19 protein-coding genes and 1 tRNA gene are annotated in these 18,923 nt (G+C 62.8%); 14 read left to right on the forward strand and 6 right to left on the reverse strand.

The window, feature by feature from the left end:
* Positions 1 to 322 precede the first annotated feature (322 nt).
* The 5 genes from pheS (at position 323) to WDB86_RS10925 (ending at position 5,327) form a co-directional block, all read left to right on the forward strand.
* The gene (gene pheS, locus WDB86_RS10905) at positions 323 to 1,405 is read left to right on the forward strand and encodes a phenylalanine--tRNA ligase subunit alpha (protein ID WP_339108457.1); all 1,083 of its coding nucleotides are present in this window, start codon (positions 323 to 325) and stop codon (positions 1,403 to 1,405) included.
* Positions 1,406 to 1,644: 239 nt separating this feature from the next.
* Positions 1,645 to 2,142: a hypothetical protein gene (locus WDB86_RS10910; protein WP_339108456.1), complete on the forward strand. Its 498-nt coding sequence runs from the start codon at positions 1,645 to 1,647 to the stop codon at positions 2,140 to 2,142.
* 9 nt (positions 2,143 to 2,151) lie between these two features.
* On the forward strand, positions 2,152 to 2,445 hold the full coding sequence (locus WDB86_RS10915; protein WP_406735919.1) for a YrhK family protein: 294 nt from the start codon (positions 2,152 to 2,154) through the stop codon (positions 2,443 to 2,445).
* 72 nt (positions 2,446 to 2,517) lie between these two features.
* The gene (gene pheT / locus WDB86_RS10920; protein WP_406735920.1) at positions 2,518 to 4,926 is read left to right on the forward strand and encodes a phenylalanine--tRNA ligase subunit beta; all 2,409 of its coding nucleotides are present in this window, start codon (positions 2,518 to 2,520) and stop codon (positions 4,924 to 4,926) included.
* Between the two features lie 131 nt (positions 4,927 to 5,057).
* Positions 5,058 to 5,327: a DksA/TraR family C4-type zinc finger protein gene (locus tag WDB86_RS10925; protein ID WP_406721426.1), complete on the forward strand. Its 270-nt coding sequence runs from the start codon at positions 5,058 to 5,060 to the stop codon at positions 5,325 to 5,327.
* Here WDB86_RS10925 and WDB86_RS10930 read toward each other — a convergent pair whose 3' ends face one another.
* The 4 genes from WDB86_RS10930 to putA form a co-directional block, all read right to left on the reverse strand.
* On the reverse strand, positions 5,328 to 5,684 hold the full coding sequence (locus WDB86_RS10930; protein WP_406735921.1) for a VOC family protein: 357 nt from the start codon (positions 5,682 to 5,684) through the stop codon (positions 5,328 to 5,330).
* Between the two features lie 55 nt (positions 5,685 to 5,739).
* Positions 5,740 to 6,426 (reverse strand): YafY family protein, encoded by a 687-nt coding sequence (locus WDB86_RS10935; RefSeq protein WP_339108451.1) that lies wholly within the window; start codon positions 6,424 to 6,426, stop codon positions 5,740 to 5,742.
* Positions 6,423 to 6,803 carry a GFA family protein gene (locus tag WDB86_RS10940; RefSeq protein ID WP_339108450.1) on the reverse strand — a complete coding sequence of 127 codons (381 nt, stop codon included), beginning with the start codon at positions 6,801 to 6,803 and terminating at the stop codon, positions 6,423 to 6,425. The genes WDB86_RS10935 and WDB86_RS10940 overlap by 4 nt, the downstream gene beginning before the upstream one ends.
* 107 nt (positions 6,804 to 6,910) lie before the next feature.
* Positions 6,911 to 10,306, reverse strand: coding sequence for a bifunctional proline dehydrogenase/L-glutamate gamma-semialdehyde dehydrogenase PutA (gene putA, locus WDB86_RS10945; protein ID WP_339108449.1), 3,396 nt, complete (start codon positions 10,304 to 10,306; stop codon positions 6,911 to 6,913).
* A 108-nt stretch (positions 10,307 to 10,414) separates the two neighbouring features.
* Between putA and WDB86_RS10950 the strand changes: the two genes are divergently transcribed.
* Complete coding sequence (locus WDB86_RS10950; protein ID WP_339108448.1) at positions 10,415 to 10,894, forward strand: Lrp/AsnC family transcriptional regulator; 480 nt, start codon at positions 10,415 to 10,417, stop codon at positions 10,892 to 10,894.
* Here the strand turns inward: WDB86_RS10950 and WDB86_RS10955 are convergent.
* Positions 10,878 to 11,294: an META domain-containing protein gene (locus WDB86_RS10955; RefSeq protein WP_406735922.1), complete on the reverse strand. Its 417-nt coding sequence runs from the start codon at positions 11,292 to 11,294 to the stop codon at positions 10,878 to 10,880. The genes WDB86_RS10950 and WDB86_RS10955 overlap by 17 nt on opposite strands.
* Positions 11,295 to 11,630: 336 nt before the next feature.
* On the opposite strand from WDB86_RS10955, the gene WDB86_RS10960 reads away from it, so the two are divergent.
* From WDB86_RS10960 to WDB86_RS10995, 8 genes are all read left to right on the forward strand, one after another.
* Entirely contained in the window at positions 11,631 to 12,095 is a 465-nt protein-coding gene (locus WDB86_RS10960) for an Lrp/AsnC family transcriptional regulator (protein WP_339108446.1), read from the forward strand.
* Positions 12,096 to 12,192: 97 nt separating this feature from the next.
* Positions 12,193 to 14,157, forward strand: a complete 1,965-nt coding sequence (locus WDB86_RS10965) for a heme lyase CcmF/NrfE family subunit (protein ID WP_406735923.1) — start codon at positions 12,193 to 12,195, stop codon at positions 14,155 to 14,157.
* A 10-nt stretch (positions 14,158 to 14,167) separates the two neighbouring features.
* Positions 14,168 to 14,632, forward strand: coding sequence for a cytochrome c-type biogenesis protein (locus tag WDB86_RS10970; protein ID WP_406735924.1), 465 nt, complete (start codon positions 14,168 to 14,170; stop codon positions 14,630 to 14,632).
* Between the two features lie 52 nt (positions 14,633 to 14,684).
* A tRNA-Leu gene (locus tag WDB86_RS10975) sits at positions 14,685 to 14,767 on the forward strand.
* Between the two features lie 179 nt (positions 14,768 to 14,946).
* Positions 14,947 to 15,735, forward strand: a complete 789-nt coding sequence (locus WDB86_RS10980; RefSeq protein WP_406735925.1) for an exodeoxyribonuclease III — start codon at positions 14,947 to 14,949, stop codon at positions 15,733 to 15,735.
* A gap of 85 nt (positions 15,736 to 15,820) precedes the next feature.
* The gene (locus tag WDB86_RS10985; RefSeq protein ID WP_406721421.1) at positions 15,821 to 16,738 is read left to right on the forward strand and encodes a tetratricopeptide repeat protein; all 918 of its coding nucleotides are present in this window, start codon (positions 15,821 to 15,823) and stop codon (positions 16,736 to 16,738) included.
* A 27-nt stretch (positions 16,739 to 16,765) separates the two neighbouring features.
* The gene (locus WDB86_RS10990) at positions 16,766 to 17,410 is read left to right on the forward strand and encodes an LON peptidase substrate-binding domain-containing protein (RefSeq protein WP_339108441.1); all 645 of its coding nucleotides are present in this window, start codon (positions 16,766 to 16,768) and stop codon (positions 17,408 to 17,410) included.
* A complete protein-coding gene (locus WDB86_RS10995) occupies positions 17,407 to 17,634 on the forward strand; it encodes a Trm112 family protein (protein ID WP_339108440.1) in 228 nt (75 codons plus the stop codon). Before WDB86_RS10990 ends, WDB86_RS10995 begins: the two co-directional genes overlap by 4 nt.
* Positions 17,635 to 17,640: 6 nt before the next feature.
* Here WDB86_RS10995 and WDB86_RS11000 read toward each other — a convergent pair whose 3' ends face one another.
* A complete protein-coding gene (locus WDB86_RS11000) occupies positions 17,641 to 18,867 on the reverse strand; it encodes an FAD-dependent monooxygenase (RefSeq protein ID WP_406735926.1) in 1,227 nt (408 codons plus the stop codon).
* Positions 18,868 to 18,923: the final 56 nt, after the last annotated feature.

Consider the following 18,923-nt stretch of genomic DNA (forward strand, 5'->3'; position numbering starts at 1 on the left):
AAAGTGGGATGAGGCGAAACACATTGAGTCTCCGCCTTTGTCGAACGCTATGCGCGAGACACTCGAGGCGGCTCCGGATGCTTCAGAACCTCCTTTTGACAAGCATCTTATGAGGGGTGAGGGCCATATGTCGGGCGGGATCTGTTGGCATGTCACGGATCTGCGTGTGGGTCGTAACCGCAATATCTCGCGCCGTGAGCTATCGCAGCAGATCTTGGACCGACTTTCGGCAGACAAACTCGATACTGTCTTCGGTCGCGGCTTGAAAACAGTCGTCGCAGAGGCTAGCAACGGCCCCAACATTACAGAGGGTAAGAGTCAGATGAGCGATCTCGACCAGCTTCGCACGAAATATCTTTCCGGCGTGGCGGATGCCGCGGATGAGGCGGCTCTGGAAGAGCTGCGTCTGGCAGGGCTTGGCAAAAAAGGCGAAATCAGCCTGATGATGCGCGAGCTGGGCAAGATGAGCCCGGAAGAAAAGCAGACCTTCGGTAAGGCGCTCAACGAGCTGAAGACCGAGATCGACATCGCCCTGCGCGAGAAGAAACAGGCGCTGGCCGATGCCGCTCTCGAGGCACGTCTGCAGGATGAATGGCTGGATGTGACCCTTCCGGGGCGTCCGCGTCGTCAGGGCACCATCCACCCTGTGTCTCAGGTGATGGACGAGGTGACCGCGATCTTCGCCGATATGGGCTTCTCGGTGGCGGAAGGGCCGCAGGTGGAAGACGACTGGCATAATTTCGACGCGCTGAATATCGCGCCCGAGCACCCCGCTCGCCAGGAGCATGACACCTTCTTCATGCATCGTGCCGAGGGCGATGACCGTCCGCCGCATGTGCTGCGCACCCATACCAGCCCCGTGCAGATCCGCGCGATGCAGGAGCAGGGCGCGCCGATCCGTGTCATCGCGCCGGGCCGTGTGTATCGCATGGATATGGACCAGACCCACGCGCCGATGTTCCACCAGATCGAGGGGCTTGCGATCGGGAAGGACATCTCGATGGCGAACCTGAAATGGGTGCTGGAAGAGTTCTGCAAGGCCTTCTTCGAGGTCGATAATGTCGAGCTGCGCTTCCGCGCTTCGCATTTCCCCTTCACCGAGCCTTCGGCAGAAGTGGATATCCGTTGCTCTTGGGAGGGCAAACAACTCAAGATCGGCGAAGGCAATAGCTGGATGGAGATTTTGGGGTCGGGCATGGTCCACCCGAAGGTGCTTGAGGCGGCTGGTGTGGATTCGACGCAATATCAAGGCTTTGCCTTCGGTATCGGGATCGACCGTCTGGCGATGCTCAAATATGGCATCCCCGATCTGCGCGCCTTCTTCGACAGCGATCTGCGCTGGCTCAAGCATTACGGTTTCGCGCCGCAGGATGTGCCGACCGTGCTGGGCGGCCTGAGCCGCTAAGCCTGCCTGCCAAGATGCAGACCTCAAAGACGCCGCCCCCGAGGGGCGGCGTTTTGCATTTGGCGGCAGAGGAAGGCTGGAATGGTGTGCTGAAAAAATGGGCATCTGGCGGCGGGCCGCTGATCTTTCGCTGCGACATTAAGATCTTGCTCATCAACTTCCCGCCAAGTGGGTGGCCGTTTGGCACGGGGCGGGTAAGAATGCTGGCAGAGATAAATCGTAGGAACCGGAGGGATCTCATGAGCTGGGGTGGGTTGATTTTTCTGATGGTGCTGGGCTGCGCGGTCAGCCTTGTGGGTCAGCTATATGTCTGGGGCAAGGGGACGACGCGCGCGCGGGACGAGGATTACGAGGCGGGGATCACCCGCATTGGTGTGGCAAGCCTTGGCGGTGCAATCCTGTTTGTCTTCCTGCTGGCCATCGGGGTGGACCGCGTTATGCCTCTGGCAAGCTATATGGCCTTTGCCACGGGGATCTGCATCACGCTGGTTATTGCATGGGCGGACACGCGCCAGACGATGAACGAGCGCAATTACGATCTGGGCATGAAATACGATGTCGTGATGTTTGTCGTGGCCGCGATGCATGTGGTCTTTGGCGTCATGATGGGGTCTTTCGGCTGGAATTTCGACATGCTCAGCCTCATTTTTGTCGAGCTGGTGGTCGTTCTGGTCAGCGTGATCTTCCGGTCGGTCGTCCGGGCCGCCACCAGCGGGGCAGAAGAGCACGCACACTGAAAGAGGCTTATGCGGATTTCAGGAAAACCCTTGTTTCACCGCGACCAACGCGGTGATTCCGACGAAAAGCGCAAGCTGTATGCCGCCTATGAACTCGCCTATACATTGGTCGATTTCGGGGCGGCCGTTTGCTTTGTGGTGGGGTCGATCATGTTCTTCTTTGACGCATGGATGACCCCCGGCACATGGCTGTTTCTGATCGGCTCGATCCTCTTTGCAGCCAAGCCGACGATCCGTCTGGTGCGGGAAATCCGGCTTTTGCAGATGGGGGATGCAAAGGATGTCGCGAAGCGGCAGGAGTGACCTTCCCATCCGGTCCCTTATCCGCTAGGACAGGCCCGCATCCCGTAGGGGGAATAGACGAAGGGTTGACCCATGAAATTCACGCTGAGCTGGCTGAAAGAGCATCTGGACACCGAGGCAAGCCTTGACGAGATCCTCTATGCGCTGACCGATCTGGGACTTGAGGTCGAAGAGGTCATCGACCCCGCCTCCAAGCTGGCCAGCTTTACCATCGCCAAAGTGGTCCATGCCGAGAGCCACCCCGACGCCGACCGTCTGCGCGTCTGCCGTGTGGCAACCGATGAGGGCGAGACGCAGATCGTCTGTGGCGCGCCCAATGCCCGCGAAGGCATCACCGTTGTTCTGGCCAAGCCCGGCGATTATGTGCCCGGCCTTGATGTGACCCTGTCGGTCGGCAAGATCCGCGGCGTGGAAAGCTTCGGCATGATGGCCTCCGAGCGCGAGCTGGAGCTGTCGGATGAGCATAACGGCATCATCGAACTGCCCTCGGGCGAGGTTGGCCAGAAGTTTGTCGACTGGCTGGCCGAGAATAACCCTGCCGCTGTTGATCCGGTCATCGATATCGCGATCACCCCGAACCGCCCCGATGCTCTGGGCGTGCGCGGTATCGCGCGCGATCTGGCCGCGCGGGGTCTGGGCAAGCTGAAGCCGCTGGCGGTCACGCCGGTTGCGGGCAGCTTCGACAGCCCCGTGTCTGTGTCCATCGACGCGGGCCTGAAAGCCAAGGGCTGCCCCTATTTCGCGGGCCGCGTGATCCGTGGTGTGAAAAACGGCGAAAGTCCCGAGTGGCTGAAAAAGCGTCTTGAGGCGATTGGCCTGCGTCCGATCTCGGCGCTGGTGGATATCACCAATTACTTCACCTTCGACCTGAACCGCCCGCTGCATGTGTTCGATGCGGCCAAGGTGGCCGGTGGTCTGCGTATCGAACCCGCCAAAGGGGGCGAAAGCTTCGCTGCGCTTGACGAGAAAACCTATACGCTGCGCGAAGGCCAGATGGTGATCGTGGATGACAATGGCGTCGAAAGCCTTGCCGGTATCATGGGCGGCTCTGCTTCGGGTGCCGAGGCTGACACCGTCGATGTCTTCCTTGAATCCGCCTATTGGGACCCGATCACCGTGGCGGCCACGGGCCGTGCGCTGAAGATCAATTCCGATGCGCGCTACCGGTTTGAACGTGGCGTTGATCCGGCCTTCACGCTGGACGGGCTGGAACTGGCGACGCAGATGGTGCTGGATCTCTGCGGCGGCGAGGCGTCGCATGTGGTGTCCGATGGTGCCATGCCGCAGGTGGACCGCGCCTATAAGCTCGACCCCGCCCGCGTGATCAGCCTTGTGGGCATGGAGATCGCGGAGGCGACCCAACGCGCAACGCTTGAGGCGCTTGGCTTCACGCTGGACGGCGATATGGCGACCCCGCCCAGCTGGCGTCCCGATATTCTGGGCGAGGCCGATCTGGTCGAGGAAGTGGCGCGTATCGCTTCGCTCGCGCAGCTGGAAGGCAAGCCGATGGCGCGCGAGACCGCGGGCGTTCCGGGGGCGATCCTCACGCCGGTGCAGCGCCGCGAGAAAATGGCGCGTCGTACCATTGCGGGCGCGGGCTATAATGAATGCGTGACCTATAGCTTCATCGATGCCGCCTCGGCCACGCTGTTCGGCGGCGGCGCGGATGCGACCAAGCTGCAGAACCCGATTTCCTCGGAAATGACCCATCTGCGCCCCGATCTTCTGCCGGGCCTTCTGCAAGCCGCCAGCCGCAATCAGGCACGCGGCGCGGGCGATCTGGCGCTTTTCGAGGTTGGCCCCGCCTTCACGGGCGGCGAGCCGGGCGAGCAGCATCTGCAGGCAACCGGCCTTCTGGTCGGCCAGATCGCCCCGCGTGACCCCTATGGCTCGCGCCGTCCGGTGGATCTGTATGACGCCAAGGCCGATGCCGAGGTCATTCTGTCGGCGATCGGTGCGCCTGCGCGGATGCAGATCAACCGCAAGCTGGATGGCTGGTGGCACCCCGGTCGCTCGGGCGTGATGGCGCTGGGTCCGAACAAGCTGTGTGCCTTTGGCGAGATCCACCCCAAGGTCCTGCGCGAGATGGGTGTGAAAGGTCCGGCGGTGGCCTTCACCATCTGGCTCGAAAATGTGCCCTTCCCGAAAGCCAAGGGCCCGTCGCGTCCGGCGCTGGAAATGTCCGACCTGCAAGCGGTCGAGCGTGACTTCGCCTTTGTCGTCGATGCCAAGACCGAGGTGCTGACCGCCGTAAATGCCGCCTTGGGCGCGGATAAGGCGCTGATCGAGGCCGTGAATGTCTTCGACCAGTTCACCGGCCCGAAAGCGGAAGAGCAGATGGGTGCGGGCAAGAAGTCCATCGCGCTCAGCGTCCGCCTGCAACCGCGGGACAAGACGCTGACCGATAAGGATATCGAGGCGGTCTCTGCCAAGATCATCGACAAGGTCACCAAGGCGACCAAGGGCAGCCTGCGCAGCTGATCCTTTTTGCAACATTGACCAAACGCCCCTGCCACCCGCGGGGGCGTCTTTCTATGTCAGAATGCCGTTTGGCGACCAACGGGCTTGTGCCGTGCGCCTATGCTGCCCATCTTGGAAACAGGAGGTGCGCTATGGCAGGAGGTTGGGCCCGCGACGGGGCCGTGAACGAACAGATCGAAGCCTCGGTTCAGGATGAACTGGCCCGTATGCGCCAGCGCCGTGGCCCCACGGGCGAAAGCGCCGAATTTTGCGTGGACTGTGACGAGCCGATCCCCGAGGCGCGGCGTAAGGCCATTCCCGGAGTAAAGCTTTGCGTCGAGTGTCAGGGCGGCCATGACAGCCGTCATGCAAATCGCGGCGGAATGAACCGCCGCGCGTCGAAAGACAGTCTGCTGAAGTGATCAGCCCATAGCATAGGGCCGCAGCCGGTGTCCGTCGGGGTCGGCAATCATGAAGCTGCGGCCAAAGGGCAGGTCGGTCGGCTCCATCAGGACCGGACCTAGCGCTTTCCACTGGTCAAATTGCGTGTCGACCTCGCCTTGGGCCAGCTTGAAGCCGATCTCGCAGCCCCCGGCAGCTCCCGTGGCAGCCGGTGTCACATGATCCTTCTGCCAAAGCCCAAGGGCTTGCCCGTCGGGCAGTTTGAACAGCGCGAACTGGTCCATCCTTTCAAGCGGTGCCTGCCCGAAAGCCGCTTCGTAGAAGGTACAGGACCGTGCGATATCCGCGACATACAGAAAGAGGGTGGTCTGTGTCATGGGGTGCTCCTTTTCATGATGCCCCCTCTCTAGCGTGCCCCTGTGTCAGTTTCTGTCAGCAGCCAAGCAGCCCCTGCGCGCGCCGCCAGTCATCAAACAGCTTCTTGCGCGGGGGGCGGTAGGTCTCGCCCGTGGGCAGGGCTTCCGATATTCGGTCGGTGCGAAAGCTGCGGAAATCGCCGCGCAGCTCGCACCAGCCCAGAAGCACCCGCGCCTGGTCAAAGAATGCCAGCGCCACGGGCCAGATGACGCGCTCCGACAGGGTGCCCTCGCCCGTGCGATAGGTGATGCGCAGCTTCTGTTGCTGGCGGATGGCCGCCCGCAGCGCGCGCGAGGCCACCTGATCGGGGGCAGGGCGCGGGCCGCCCACCACCAGCGTGGTCAGGTCCATCTCGTCGCGCAGGGCAGCGGGCACCACCGCGCGCAATCGCGCCAGCGCGCTTTCCGCGGCCTGCGCCAGATCGCTATCGCCCTTGCTGGCCAGCCAGCGGGTGCCAACAACAAGCGCCTCAAGCTCTTCGACCGGAAAGGTCAGCGGCGGCAGCAGAAAGCCTTCGCGCAGCACATAGCCCAGACCGGCCTCGCCCTCGATCGGGGCGCCTTGCCCCTGCAAGGTGGCAATATCGCGGTAGAGCGTGCGCAGGCTTACCCCGAGTTCCTGCGCCAAAGCGGCCCCCGTCACCGGATGGCGATGGCGGCGCAGGATGTCCAGAAGCTGTAGCAGCCGTTCGGAGCGGCTCATCTGTCAGAGGGGTGCGAGACCCCGTCGACCCATTTGACAGGCTCCCAGTCGCGGGGGTTCACGCCCTCGATGGCACCAAGGTTCACACCATATTGGGTCGGGTCCGAGCGGCGGCGGTGATGGGTGTAAATCCCGCAGGTCTTGCAGAAGTAATGCACCGCCGTCTTGGTATTGAACTGATAGACGGTCAGGTTCTCTTCGCCCTGCGTGATCTCTAGATCCTCCAGCTTCACCGTAACAGCCGCCGCCCCGCGCCTGCGACAGAACGAGCAATCGCAGCGCCGCGCGGTGCGCAGCCCGTCTGCCAGACGGATTTGCAGCTTTACGGCACCGCAATGGCAGCTCACGGTTTGCGGGGCATTCTGGTCGATGATCATGGGCGTTTCCTCCGGTTCACCAACCAGCATAGGCGAAGATGCCGCGCCCACAATAAAAATGGCCTCCCGCAAGGGGAGGCCATTCAGGGGAACAGGGTCCGGACGGGTTATTTCGCGCCCGCCGAGGCCAGAAGCTGGGCGTTGCCGCCTGCCGCTGTGGTGTCGATGCAGATATGGCGTTCATGCCAGACATGGCCCACATCGGGATGGCCGGTGATCAGCGCAAGGATGGGTCCCTCACGGCGGGCCAAGGCCTGCGCGTATTTGCGCGCCTCTTCCGGTTTGCCCCAGTAGAGCGCCCCCGAAATGCCGTGTTTCGCGGTCAGACCATCCGGCGTCATATTGGTGGCCACTTCGGCCACGCCGCCCAGTGCTTCGACAGCCGCTTTCTGGTTGCGGGCCTCTTCGGCGCTGGGGCCCATGCACAGGAGCGGTTCGCGCACATGCAGCGTCAGGCGGTTCGATTCACCGGTCGGGCCCGGAAGCGAGCGCGCCTCTTGCGGCTTGTCCGAGGGTGCCGAAGTGGTGAAGCGCCACAGATATTCGGGGCCACCCGCTTTGGGGCCGGTGCCCGAAAGCCCTTCGCCACCGAAAGGCTGGCTACCCACGACCGCGCCCACCTGGTTGCGGTTAACGTAGATATTGCCGCAATGGATGCTTTCCGTGACTTCCTGCACGCGGTTGTCGATACGGGTGTGCAGACCGAAGGTCAGCCCGTAGCCGGTCGCGTTGACCGCGTCGATGACCTTGTGCAGGTCTTCGGATTTGAAGGTCGCGATATGCAGCACGGGGCCGAAAATCTCGCGTTTCATATCCTCGATGCCGTTCACACGGATCGCGACGGGGGCACAGAAATGGCCCTGCTGCGGGGCGCTGATTTCTTTCAGCACGCGGCCTTGCGCACGGGCGGTTGCCACGTGGTCGCGGATGATGCCTGCAGCCTCGTCATCAATGACCGGACCGATATCGGTGGTCAGATCCCACGGGTTGTCCACCAGCAGCTCGTCCATCGCGCCAAACAGCATTTCCTGAATGGTGGGGGCGATATCGTCCTGCACATACAGGCAACGCAGGGCCGAGCAGCGCTGACCCGCCGATTGGAAGGCCGAGACGAGGATATCGCGCACGGCCTGTTCCGGCAGGGCGGTGGAATCGACGATCATGGCGTTCAGACCACCGGTTTCCGCGATCAGCGGCGCGCCGGGGTCCATGTTGTCGGCCATAGCGCGACGGATGATCTTCGCGGTCTCGGTCGAACCGGTGAAGGCCACACCATTGATCCGCGCATCCGAGGTCAGGCGCGCGCCCACGGTCGCCCCATCCCCCGGCAGCAGTTGCAGGGCTTCGCGCGGCACGCCTGCCTCATGCAGAAGCTGCACGGCGAGGGTGGCGATGATCGGCGTCTGCTCGGCGGGCTTGGCCAGCACGGCATTGCCGGTCGCAAGGGCTGCGGCCACCTGACCGGTGAAGATCGCCAGCGGGAAGTTCCACGGGCTGATGCAGGTGAAGAGGCCACGCGCCTGCGCATTTTGCGGGATGTTGTGGGCGTAGTAATGCAGGAAGTCAACAGCTTCGCGCAGCTCGGCCACGGCATCGATCTGGATCTTGCCAGCCTCGCGGGCGAGGGCCGCGAAGATTTCGCCGTAATGGGCTTCGTAAAGCTCTGCGGCGCGGTTAAGAACCTCAGCGCGTTCGGTTTCCGACGCGGCCCACGGTTGGGCATTGGCCAGAGCGGTCTCGACATCGGCGCTGGAGGCGTTGAAGACCTGACCGATCACATCGCCATTCGAGGGGTTGAGCGCCTCGACAACGGGCAGCGGCTGTGCGGTGCCTGCGATCAGCGGGCGGGCCTCGAAACGGGCGGCCTTGAACGGTGCACGGGCGGCATCAATGGTCGCCAGAGCGTCGCGTTCGGTCAGATCGAAGCCGGTCGAGTTCTTGCGGTCGCCGAACAGCGCATCGGGTTTGCGCAGGATCGGGTTTTCCACATGGCGGGTGCTTTCCACCTGAGCGAAGGGGCAGGAGGCCACTTCCTCGGGGGTCACATCCTCGTCCACGATCTGGTTCACGAAGCTCGAATTCGCGCCGTTCTCCAGCAGGCGACGCACCAGATAGGCCAGCAGGTCGCGGTGGGCACCACAGGGCGCATAGATCCGGCAGCGGGTCTTGTGATCGCCCAGAACGAGGTCATGCAGACGCTCGCCCATGCCATGCAGACGCTGGAATTCGAAATTGCGACGGTCTTCGCCTTCGGTCATTTCCAGCACGGCCGACACGGTATGCGCGTTATGGCCTGCAAATTGCGGATAGATCCGGTCGCGCAGGCTGAGAAGCTTGCGGGCATTGGAGATGTAGCTGACATCGGTCGAGGCTTTGCGGGTGAATACGGGGAAGTCCTTGAGGCCCATGACCTGCGCGCGCTTCACCTCGGCGTCCCAATAGGCGCCTTTCACCAGACGGACCATGATCTTGCGGTCATAGCGCTGCGCCAGATCGTAGAGCCAGTCGATTGCAGGGGTGCAGCGGCGGCCATAGGCCTGCACCACCACGGCAAAACCGTCCCAGCCTGCCAGCGACGGATCGGCCAGAACGGCCTCGATCACCTTGAAGGACAGCGTCATGCGGTCGACTTCTTCGGCATCGACGGTGAAGCTCATATCGGCTTTGGCGGCTTTTTGCGCCAGACGCAGCACGACCGGCACCAGCTCGGCCATCACGCGCTCTTCCTTGGCAAGCTCGTAGCGCGGATGCAGCGCCGAGAATTTCACCGAAATGCCGGGGTTGTCGTAAAGGTGACCCTTGCGGCAGTTGGTGGCAATCGCGTCGATCGCTTTCGAGTAGTCTTCCTCGTAGCGCTTGGCGTCTTTCATGGTGCGGGCGGCTTCGCCCAGCATGTCATAGCTGTAGGAATAGCCCTTGGCTTCCTGCTTCTTGGCGCGCACCATCGCCGACTGGATGGTTTCACCCAGAACGAACTGGCGGCCCATTTCCTTCATCGCGCGGCTTACGGCCTTGCGGATCACCGGCTCGCCCAGACGGCGGATCGCGCCGCGCAGATGGCCTGCCATTCCCGGCGGACGGTCATCGAGCACCTTGCCCGTCAGCATCAGGCCCCACGTGGAAGCATTGACCAGCGGCGAGGCCGAATGGCCCAGATGCTTGCCCCAATCCGACGGTGCGATCTTGTCTTCGATCAGCGCATCCATCGTGTCGGCATCCGGCACGCGCAACAGCGCCTCGGCCAGACACATCAGCGCAATGCCTTCCTCGGTCGACAGACCGTATTCCGCCAGAAAGACCTCCATCAGGCCCGGACGGCTATCGGCGCGGATACGGCGCACCAGTGCGGCCCCGCGTGCGGCAATCTTGCCCCGCGTGCCCTCATCCAGCGCGGCCTGCGCGATCAGGCGGTCCAGCAGCGGTTCTTCGGGTTGCAACGTCAGCGCGTCGATCTGCTGGAAGTCCAGCGCCGGATCAACGATGGGAGATGAAATTTTGGTCATGGCGGGCCTCAAGGAAGGTATTTTGTCTAATCTACATCGAAACTACTTTTTATTTCGCCCATTCGATGACAATTCTTGGTCGAAGAAACCAAAGATACGGGTCTAAACATGCCAAATGATCTGCCAGACCTCGATAATTACGACCAGAAGATTCTCGCAGCGCTTTCGGAAGAGGGGCGGCTGTCTGTTACCGAGCTTGCGCGCCGCGTCGGGCTGACCAAGACGCCTGTGCAGGCGCGGATGAAGCGGCTTGAGGATCTGGGGGTGATCAAGGGCTATCGCGCCGTGCTCAGCCCGATCCGTATGGGGCTGAGCCATGTGGCATTTGTCGAGGTGCGGCTCTTGGACACGCGTGAGGTGTCGCTGGCGGCGTTCAACCGCGCGGTGCGCGCCCTTCCCGAGGTGGAAGAATGCCATATGATCGCTGGCGGCTTCGATTACCTGCTGAAGGTCCGGACCCGCGATATCACCGATTATCGCCGTGTGATGGGCGAGAAAATCTCGGCTTTGCCACATGTTTCCTCCACCACCACCTATGTGGCGATGGAGACGGTGACGGATGCGGCGGCGATCAGTCCGCAGGTCTGACCGCGATGATAACGGGTTGGCCATCGGCGCGCAGTTCGATGCCGTCTTGCGTGGCCGCAACATTGTCGACGCGGGCAATGGCTGCATGGAAGGCCTGTTCGGTCTGCATTTGCGGTTCCGAGCACATCATGCGGGTGCCGACAATCGCACCGATATGCAGCTTGCCGTCGCGCCGTTCCACAGGCGCGCTATAGCGGTTGCAGCCCGAATTTCCGGCAATCTGCTCCGCTTCCGGATGGAGCAGGTTGACCTTGACCCCCTCGGGCACCGGACGGCCTGCGATCTGCGTGACCTGCCATTCCTGCCCGACAGGCAGAGCGGCCAGCATATCCGCTGGTGGGGCGTCGGGTTTGCAGGCGGCAAGACAAGCAATCAGGGCAATCGGGAGCATGAAACGCATGGGGCTATCCTTCGGATAAGGACCGGAACGCGTGCTGGCACGGCCCGCAGGCCAAAATCGGCGCATTCCGGCCCGTGTCGGTATCGTCCATGCATGCGGTCATTGTGCAGTGAAGTAAAGGCCATTGACGTGAGGACCCTCCGGCGCGCGCGGGCGATCGGCCTCTTGGGCGGGGTGGTTCGGGGGCGGGCCGGCCTTCATGCCGTGCCAGAAACCGCTTGCAGAGCTGTGGTAAATTAATCAAAAGGGGCCGCAGCATGTGCTGTTTTTGTTCCTGTGGTTGCCCTGTCCGAGCCGGATAGGGATGTCTGAGAGCGGTTTTCCCGAGGTGATTTCATGACAGGTGAGAGCGTTTCTTCTGATCAGCTCGATGATACGGACCGCCGTCTGATTGCCGCGCTGCGTCGCGATGGGCGGGCGGCTGTCTCCGATCTGGCGACCCAGCTCAACCTGTCGCGGGCCACCGTGCGCTCGCGGATCGAAAAGATGATCTCGCGGGGCGAGATTACCGGCTTTTCCGTCCAGACCCGCTCGGATGCGCCGCAGGCTGCCGTGCGCGGGGTGATGTTGCTGGAGATCGACGGTCGCCAGACCGACCAGATCGTGCAGAACCTGCTGGGCCTGCCTCTGGTGCAGGCGGTGCATACGACCAATGGGCAATGGGATCTCCTGCTGGAGATCGGCGCCCGCAATCTGCAGGAATTCGATGATCTTCTGCTGATCATCCGCGCCTTCGAAGGGGTGCGCCGCAGCGAAACCAGCCTGTTGCTGGGCACGAGGCGGCCTGCGGTGATCGGCTAGGGCCAAGCCTGCAACATATTCCATGGTGTGATAGGCTGGGTGCTTTTCCTACGCGCCTGCGGGCGGTAAGGTGCCTGCGCAACAGGAGGCCCCCGCGATGATTGCCGAGCTAGGTCACTTTACTCTTATACTGGCACTTTTTGTGGCCGTTATTCAGTCCCTTGTGCCGCTGATCGGGGCGCATAAGAACTGGCGCGGCTGGATGGCGGTCGCCGGACCGGCGGCGACGGTGCAGTTTCTGCTTGTCGTGACATCCTTTCTGGCGCTGACCTATGCTTTCGTGACATCGGATTTTTCGGTCGCGCTGGTCTACGAGAACAGTCACACCGACAAGCCGATGCTCTATAAGGTCTCGGGAGTTTGGGGCAACCACGAGGGCTCCATGCTGCTTTGGGTGCTGATCCTGTCGATCTTCGGCGCGGCGGCGGCATGGTTTGGTGGCAATCTCCCGCCCCGTCTGCGGGCCCGTGTCCTGTCGGTGCAGGGCATGATCGGGCTGGCATTCCTGATTTTCATCCTGTTCACCTCGAACCCGTTTCTGCGCATGGCCAATCCGCCGATGAACGGGCGCGGGATGAACCCGCTGCTGCAAGACCCCGGTCTGGCCTTCCACCCGCCCTTCCTCTATCTGGGCTATGTCGGGCTTTCGATGGCCTTTTCCTTTGCCGTGGCCGCCCTCATCGAGGGGCGCGTCGATGCGGCATGGGCGCGCTGGGTGCGGCCCTGGACGCTTGCGGCATGGATCTTTCTGACCATCGGTATCGCCCTTGGATCATGGTGGGCCTATTACGAGCTGGGCTGGGGCGGTTTCTGGTTCTGGGACCCTGTGGAAAACGCCTCCTTCATGCCGTGGCTTCTGGCGGCGGCGCTTTTGCATAGTGCGATCGTTGTGGAAAAACGCGAGGCGCTGAAAAGCTGGACGATCCTTCTGGCCATTCTGGCCTTCGGATTTTCGCTGATCGGCACGTTTATCGTGCGCTCCGGTGTGATTACCTCGGTGCATAGCTTTGCCAATGACCCGCAGCGCGGGATCTATATCCTGAGCATTCTGGCGGTCTTCGTGGGCGGGGCGCTGACGCTCTATGCCTTCCGCGCGGGGGCCATGCAGGCGCGGGGCGTGTTTTCCATGCTGTCGCGGGAAAACGCGCTTGTGCTGAACAATATCCTGCTGGCCGTGGCGGCGCTTGTGGTGTTTGTGGGCACGATCTGGCCCCTGCTGGCCGAGATGTTCTGGGCGCGCAAGCTTTCGGTCGGGGCGCCGTTCTTCGATAAAAGCTTCACGCCGTTCTTCGTGGCACTGGCGCTGGTGCTGCCGGTCGGGGCGATGATGCCGTGGAAACGTGCGAAGATGGGCCGTGTGCTGCGTCCGCTGCTGCCGGCCTTCGTGCTGGCGCTGGCGATTGCCGGACTGGGATGGACAATGGAAACGGGCCGGTCGCTGATGGCGCTGGTGGCCAGTTTCCTCGGGGCATGGATCATTCTGGGGGCGCTTGTCGAACTCTGGCAGCGCGCCGGACGCAGGCCCGCACGGCTGTTGCGCCTGCCGCGCGCCGATTGGGGCAAGGCGGTGGCGCATTCCGGTCTGGCGATCACCATCATGGGGGTCGGGCTGCTGACCGCCGGTCAGGTCGAGGATATCCGCGTGGCACAGGAGAGGCAGCCCTTCGAGGTGGCCGGATACCGGATCAGCCTTGACGAGGTGCATCGCGATCAGGGGCCGAACTATGTTGCCACCACCGCCACGATGACTGTGCGGCGTGGCGGGAAGGTGATCACGGTGCTGCATCCCGAAAAGCGGGTCTATCCGACCGAGGGCATGCCCACCACAGAGGCCGCAATCCATAGTGGCTTCCTGCGCGACATCTATCTGGTGATCGGCGATCCGCAGGAGAATGGCGGCTGGGCCGTGCGCACCTATATCAAACCCTTCGCGATCTGGATCTGGGGCGGGGCGATTATCATGGCCCTTGGCGGGTTGCTCAGCCTGTCGGACCGCCGGTATCGTGTGGCTGCGGGCGCGCGCAAGGCGTCGGCAGTCTCTTCCGCCACTCCGGCAGAGTGAGGCCGTGCCGATGATTCGTATCCTTCTTTGCGCCCTGTCTTTCGTCATGTTGCAGGCGGCGGCGGTTCTGGCCGTGCAGCCCGACGAGATCCTGCCCGATCCGGCGCTGGAGGCCCGGGCCCGCGCCCTGAGCACAGAGCTGCGCTGTCCCGTCTGCCAAGGCGAGGATATCGACGATTCCAACGCCGCCGTGGCCCGTGATCTGCGGCGTCTGGTGCGCGAAAGGCTGGTGGCGGGCGATACGGACCAGCAGGTGCTGGACTATGTAACGGCGCGCTACGGGGAATATGTGCTGTTTTCTCCCGAGGCGAAGGGCGCCAATCTGCTGCTCTACTGGGCGGGGCCTGCCACCTTGCTGATTGCCTTGGGCAGTGTGGTGGTCTGGGTGCGCCGCAGGGCCCGCCGTCACGACCCCCGCCCCGAGGCGCTGAGTGTCGAGGAAAAGGCGCGTTTGGACGAAATATTGAAGGGTTAGAGGCGCTGGCCTCTTGCGCCTTCGTAGCCTTTCGCTTAGCCAAGACGACGTTGCGGGCGTGGCGGAATGGTAGACGCATGGGACTTAAACTCCCTGGGGCCTAGGCCCATACCGGTTCGAGTCCGGTCGCCCGTACGGTTTCCCCCCATTTTTTCCGTGGCGCTGCCGATCCCCCGCTCGGGCGCGGCGCGTGAGGCCGATCCGGGCCGCAGGAGGGGGTATTTGCCTGGGATGGCCGGGGTGGAGCCTTGCCTTTCGCCTTGCGCCCCACGGCCGTTATCGCCACTATCCGCGCGCGATAAACGGAGACACCCATGAGCTTTACCCTTGCCACCTGGAACATCAACTCGGTCCGCCTGCGCGAGGGGCTTGTGGCGCGTCTGATGCGCGAAGAGGCGCCCGATGTGCTGTGCCTGCAGGAGTGTAAGAGCCCTGTGGAGAGCATCCCCTTCGAGAGCTTCCGCGTTTTGGGCTACGAGCACATGGTTGCCCGCGGCCAGAAGGGCTATAACGGGGTGGCGATTTTTTCCAAGATCCCGATGGAAGAGGCAGGCGCCGGCGATTATGCCAATCTGGGCCATGCGCGCCATGTGGCGGGCCGTCTTGCTAATGGCGTGACGGTGCATAACTTCTATGTGCCCGCAGGGGGCGATGTGCCCGACCGCGAGGTGAACGAGAAATTCGGCCAGAAGCTGGATTACCTCACCCATATGCGCGATGAATTCGCCGCCAAAGCGCCCGAGCGCGCCATTCTGGTGGGCGATCTGAATATCGCCCCGCGCGAGGATGATGTCTGGTCGCATAAGCAGCTTCTGAAAATCGTCAGCCATACGCCCATCGAGGTAGAGCATCTGGACGCGGTGATGAAAGCGGGCAACTGGGTCGATGTGACCCGTCAGGACATCCCCGAAGGGCTGCTTTATAGCTGGTGGAGCTATCGCGCCAAGGATTGGTCCGCCGCCGATAAGGGCCGTCGTCTGGACCATATCTGGGCGACAGCGGATATTGCGGGCGCGGCCTCGGGCTCGCGTATCCTGCGCGATGTGCGCGGTTGGGAACAGCCCTCCGACCATGCGCCGGTCTTCGCGACTTTCGATCTTTAATTTCGCGCGTCCCGCAGGGCAGCCCTTGGCGGGGCGGGTCCGCGAGCGCATATAGACACCGACAGAACTCCGGAAGGAAGATCCCATGCTCGGCAATGAGATGATCGGCGGTATGACAGCCGCAACCGATGACCTGATCAAGGACGTAACCGAAGCCAATTTCATGGCCGACGTGATCGAGAGATCGCAAACCGTGCCAGTGATCGTCGATTTCTGGGCGCCGTGGTGTGGCCCGTGCAAGACGCTGGGTCCGGCGCTGGAAGCGGCGGTGACCAAGGCCAAGGGTGCGGTCGTGATGGCCAAGATCAATGTCGATGAAAACCAGATGCTCGCAGGGCAGATGCGGGTGCAGTCCATCCCGACCGTCTATGCCTTCTATCAGGGCCAGCCGGTGGACGGGTTCCAGGGCGCGCTTCCGGGCTCCGAGATCGAGAAATTCGTGACCAAGATCGCCGAGATGGGGCCGGGGGCCGATAACGGTCTGGCCGATGCGATTGCCGCCGCCGAAGAGATGCTGGCGGAGGGCGCGGCCGAGGACGCCGCCGAGACCTTTGCGGCCATTTTGGACGAAGAGCCTGAAAATGCCGAGGCCTTCTCGGGGTTGATCCGTGCCCATATCGCGGCAGGGCAGCTTGAGCAGGCGCAGGCGCTGGTTGAAAATCTTGCGCCCGCCCTTGCCACGGCGGCATCGGTCGAGGCGGCGCTGGCACAGCTGGAACTGGCTAAACAATCGGCCAATGCCGGTCCGCAGGCGGAACTGCAGGCCAAGGTGGATGCCGATCCGACCGATGCTCAGGCGCGCTTCGATCTGGCGCAGGCGCTGTTTGCCGCTGGTGATGCGGAAGGCGCGATCAACCAGCTTCTGGAGCTGTTCCGCCGTGACCGCGAATGGAATGATGGCGCGGCCAAAGCCCAGTTGCAGACCATTTTCGAGGCGCTCAAACCCACCGATCCTCTGGTTGCAAAGGGGCGTCGCAAACTCGCCTCGATGATATTTGTCTGATCGGGGTTTCGGCCTAGCTGGTGGTCCATGATGAACGCAATCGACCTGCCCGATGCCATTCCGCTCTTCCCGTTGCCCGGGGCGCTTTTGCTGCCCCGGGGGACGCTGCCCCTGCATATCTTCGAGCCGCGCTATTTGCAGATGATCGAGGATTGCCTGAAAACGCCGGGGCGGTTGATCGGGATGATCTTGCCGCGCAACCACGGCGAGGACGAGGCCGAGCTTGCGCCGATCGGCTGCGCGGGGCGTCTGACGGGGTTTTCCGAAACCGAGGACGGGCGCTATCTGATCACCCTGACCGGCATCTCGCGCTTCCGTCTGATGGGCGCACGCGACGGGTTCACGCCCTACATTATGGGCGAGGTCGAGTGGGACGAGTTCTCCGGCGATCTGCATGGGCCTGACCATGACCGGGGCCTGCAACGCGAGAGTTTCTTTGCGCTTCTCAGCCGGTTTTTCGAGGCCAATGGCATGGATACCGACTGGGACAGTCTGCGTGATGCCGAGGACGAATTGCTGATCAATTCGCTTTCGATGCTGATGCCGCTTTCTCCGGAGGACAAGCAGGCCCTGTTGGAGGCTCCCAACCTGACGGTGCGGCGCGAAACCCTGCTGACGCTGATGGACTTCTCCCTGCGCAGTGGTGGCGAAGGGGAAGAGAGCCTGCAATGAGCACAGCGCAACCGGAGGATAATCCCGACCGTGTCAGTACCGAGCGCCCTGCCTTCGACAGGCGGATGCTGGAGGTGCTTGTGTGCCCGTTGACCCATGCCGTGCTGCATTATGATGCCGCCGCACAGGAACTGATCTCGAAGCCCGCACGTCTGGCCTTCCCGATCCGCGGCGGCATTCCGATCCTGATCCCGTCCGAGGCGCGGGATCTGGATGTCGATTGAGGCGGGCTAAAGCGCCTCGCCCTTCAGAAGGCGGGGCAGGGGGCCACCCAGCCCTGCGGCCTGTGTCATGAAGCCGCGCCGCAATCCGGGGAGTGCCTGAACCAGCCCCATTCCCATCTGGCGCCCGAGTTTCAGCAGGGGGTTATGGTTGGAAAACAGCTTGTTGACCGTATCCATCCCCAGCGCCAGCGAGGTGGAATCAAAGCGCCGCCAGCTTTGATAGTCTTCCAGCACATTCAGCGCACCGATATCATCGCCACGCCGGTAGGCATCCACCAGAACCTGCGCCAGCGCCGCGACATCACGCAGCCCGAGATTGAGCCCCTGTCCCGCAATCGGATGCACGCCATGCGCCGCATCGCCGACCAATGCGATCCGCGCGGCCACATAGGATTTGGCAAGCGTCAGGTTCAGCGGGTAGCTGAAACGCGGGCCAGCCAGAGAGATCTGGCCAAGGAAATCCCCGAAGCGCGGGCGCAGCAGGCCCAGAAAATCGCCATCCGACAGGCCGTCCAGCGTCTGCGCGTTCTCGCGCGTCTCGCTCCAGACGATAGAGGACCGGTTGCCGGTCAGCGGCAGGATCGCCAACGGGCCGGTCGGCATGAAGAACTGCTGCGCGATGCCGTGATGCGGTTTTTCATGGGCGATTGCGGCGACCAGAGCGGTCTGGCCGTAATCCCAGCCCTCGCGCGTGATCCCCGCACGTTCGGCCACGCCGGATTTGCGTCCGTCGGCCCCGACCAGCAGGCGGGCCGTCAGGCATTGACCGTCCGAAAGCGTCGCTGTGACATGGCCTTGGGATACCTCTTGCGCGATGACAGAGGTGCCCGCGATTACGGTGACAAGGGGCTGTGCCTCCATCGCGTCCTGCAAGGCGCGGGACAGATAGCGGTCTTCCAGCATCCAGCCCACAGGCGACTGGTCCATCTCGCGCGAGTCGAAATGCAAAAAGAAGGGGGCCGCGCCGTCGCCTGCGTGACCATCGGAGGCTTTGACATCCATCATCGGTTGCGCCTCGGGGGCAAGCTGGCCCCATAGGCCCAGCCCCTTCAGCAGCCGCTGCGAGGCGACCGCCAAAGCGTAGGCCCGCCCGTCAAAGCCCTGATGAGCCCTTGCGCGGGGCGGCGTTGCATCGACCACGGTCACCCGTAGCCCCGCCTGTGCCAGCGCCAATGCCAAGGTCGGGCCGTTCAGCCCGCCGCCGGAAATAAGGATATCACAATCGGTTTTCATGCTGCTAAATATGGCGTTTTCGGCGCGCTTGTCCATTGCTTGCACGACTTTGGTGT

It is taken from the genome of Thioclava sp. GXIMD4215 (assembly GCF_045291555.1).
In the GTDB taxonomy this organism is placed as follows: Bacteria; Pseudomonadota; Alphaproteobacteria; order Rhodobacterales; family Rhodobacteraceae; genus Thioclava; species Thioclava litoralis.

Bases quoted from the DNA above. Each gene is read 5' to 3' on its own strand.
- pheS (WP_339108457.1), top strand. From the start codon at position 323: ATGAGCGATCTCGACCAGCTTCGCACGAAATATCTTTCCGGCGTGGCG.
- WDB86_RS10910 (WP_339108456.1), top strand. From the start codon at position 1,645: ATGAGCTGGGGTGGGTTGATTTTTCTGATGGTGCTGGGCTGCGCGGTC.
- WDB86_RS10915 (WP_406735919.1), top strand. From the start codon at position 2,152: ATGCGGATTTCAGGAAAACCCTTGTTTCACCGCGACCAACGCGGTGAT.
- pheT (WP_406735920.1), top strand. From the start codon at position 2,518: ATGAAATTCACGCTGAGCTGGCTGAAAGAGCATCTGGACACCGAGGCA.
- WDB86_RS10925 (WP_406721426.1), top strand. From the start codon at position 5,058: ATGGCAGGAGGTTGGGCCCGCGACGGGGCCGTGAACGAACAGATCGAA.
- WDB86_RS10930 (WP_406735921.1), bottom strand. From the start codon at position 5,684: ATGACACAGACCACCCTCTTTCTGTATGTCGCGGATATCGCACGGTCC.
- WDB86_RS10935 (WP_339108451.1), bottom strand. From the start codon at position 6,426: ATGAGCCGCTCCGAACGGCTGCTACAGCTTCTGGACATCCTGCGCCGC.
- WDB86_RS10940 (WP_339108450.1), bottom strand. From the start codon at position 6,803: ATGATCATCGACCAGAATGCCCCGCAAACCGTGAGCTGCCATTGCGGT.
- putA (WP_339108449.1), bottom strand. From the start codon at position 10,306: ATGACCAAAATTTCATCTCCCATCGTTGATCCGGCGCTGGACTTCCAG.
- WDB86_RS10950 (WP_339108448.1), top strand. From the start codon at position 10,415: ATGCCAAATGATCTGCCAGACCTCGATAATTACGACCAGAAGATTCTC.
- WDB86_RS10955 (WP_406735922.1), bottom strand. From the start codon at position 11,294: ATGCGTTTCATGCTCCCGATTGCCCTGATTGCTTGTCTTGCCGCCTGC.
- WDB86_RS10960 (WP_339108446.1), top strand. From the start codon at position 11,631: ATGACAGGTGAGAGCGTTTCTTCTGATCAGCTCGATGATACGGACCGC.
- WDB86_RS10965 (WP_406735923.1), top strand. From the start codon at position 12,193: ATGATTGCCGAGCTAGGTCACTTTACTCTTATACTGGCACTTTTTGTG.
- WDB86_RS10970 (WP_406735924.1), top strand. From the start codon at position 14,168: ATGATTCGTATCCTTCTTTGCGCCCTGTCTTTCGTCATGTTGCAGGCG.
- WDB86_RS10980 (WP_406735925.1), top strand. From the start codon at position 14,947: ATGAGCTTTACCCTTGCCACCTGGAACATCAACTCGGTCCGCCTGCGC.
- WDB86_RS10985 (WP_406721421.1), top strand. From the start codon at position 15,821: ATGCTCGGCAATGAGATGATCGGCGGTATGACAGCCGCAACCGATGAC.
- WDB86_RS10990 (WP_339108441.1), top strand. From the start codon at position 16,766: ATGATGAACGCAATCGACCTGCCCGATGCCATTCCGCTCTTCCCGTTG.
- WDB86_RS10995 (WP_339108440.1), top strand. From the start codon at position 17,407: ATGAGCACAGCGCAACCGGAGGATAATCCCGACCGTGTCAGTACCGAG.
- WDB86_RS11000 (WP_406735926.1), bottom strand. From the start codon at position 18,867: ATGAAAACCGATTGTGATATCCTTATTTCCGGCGGCGGGCTGAACGGC.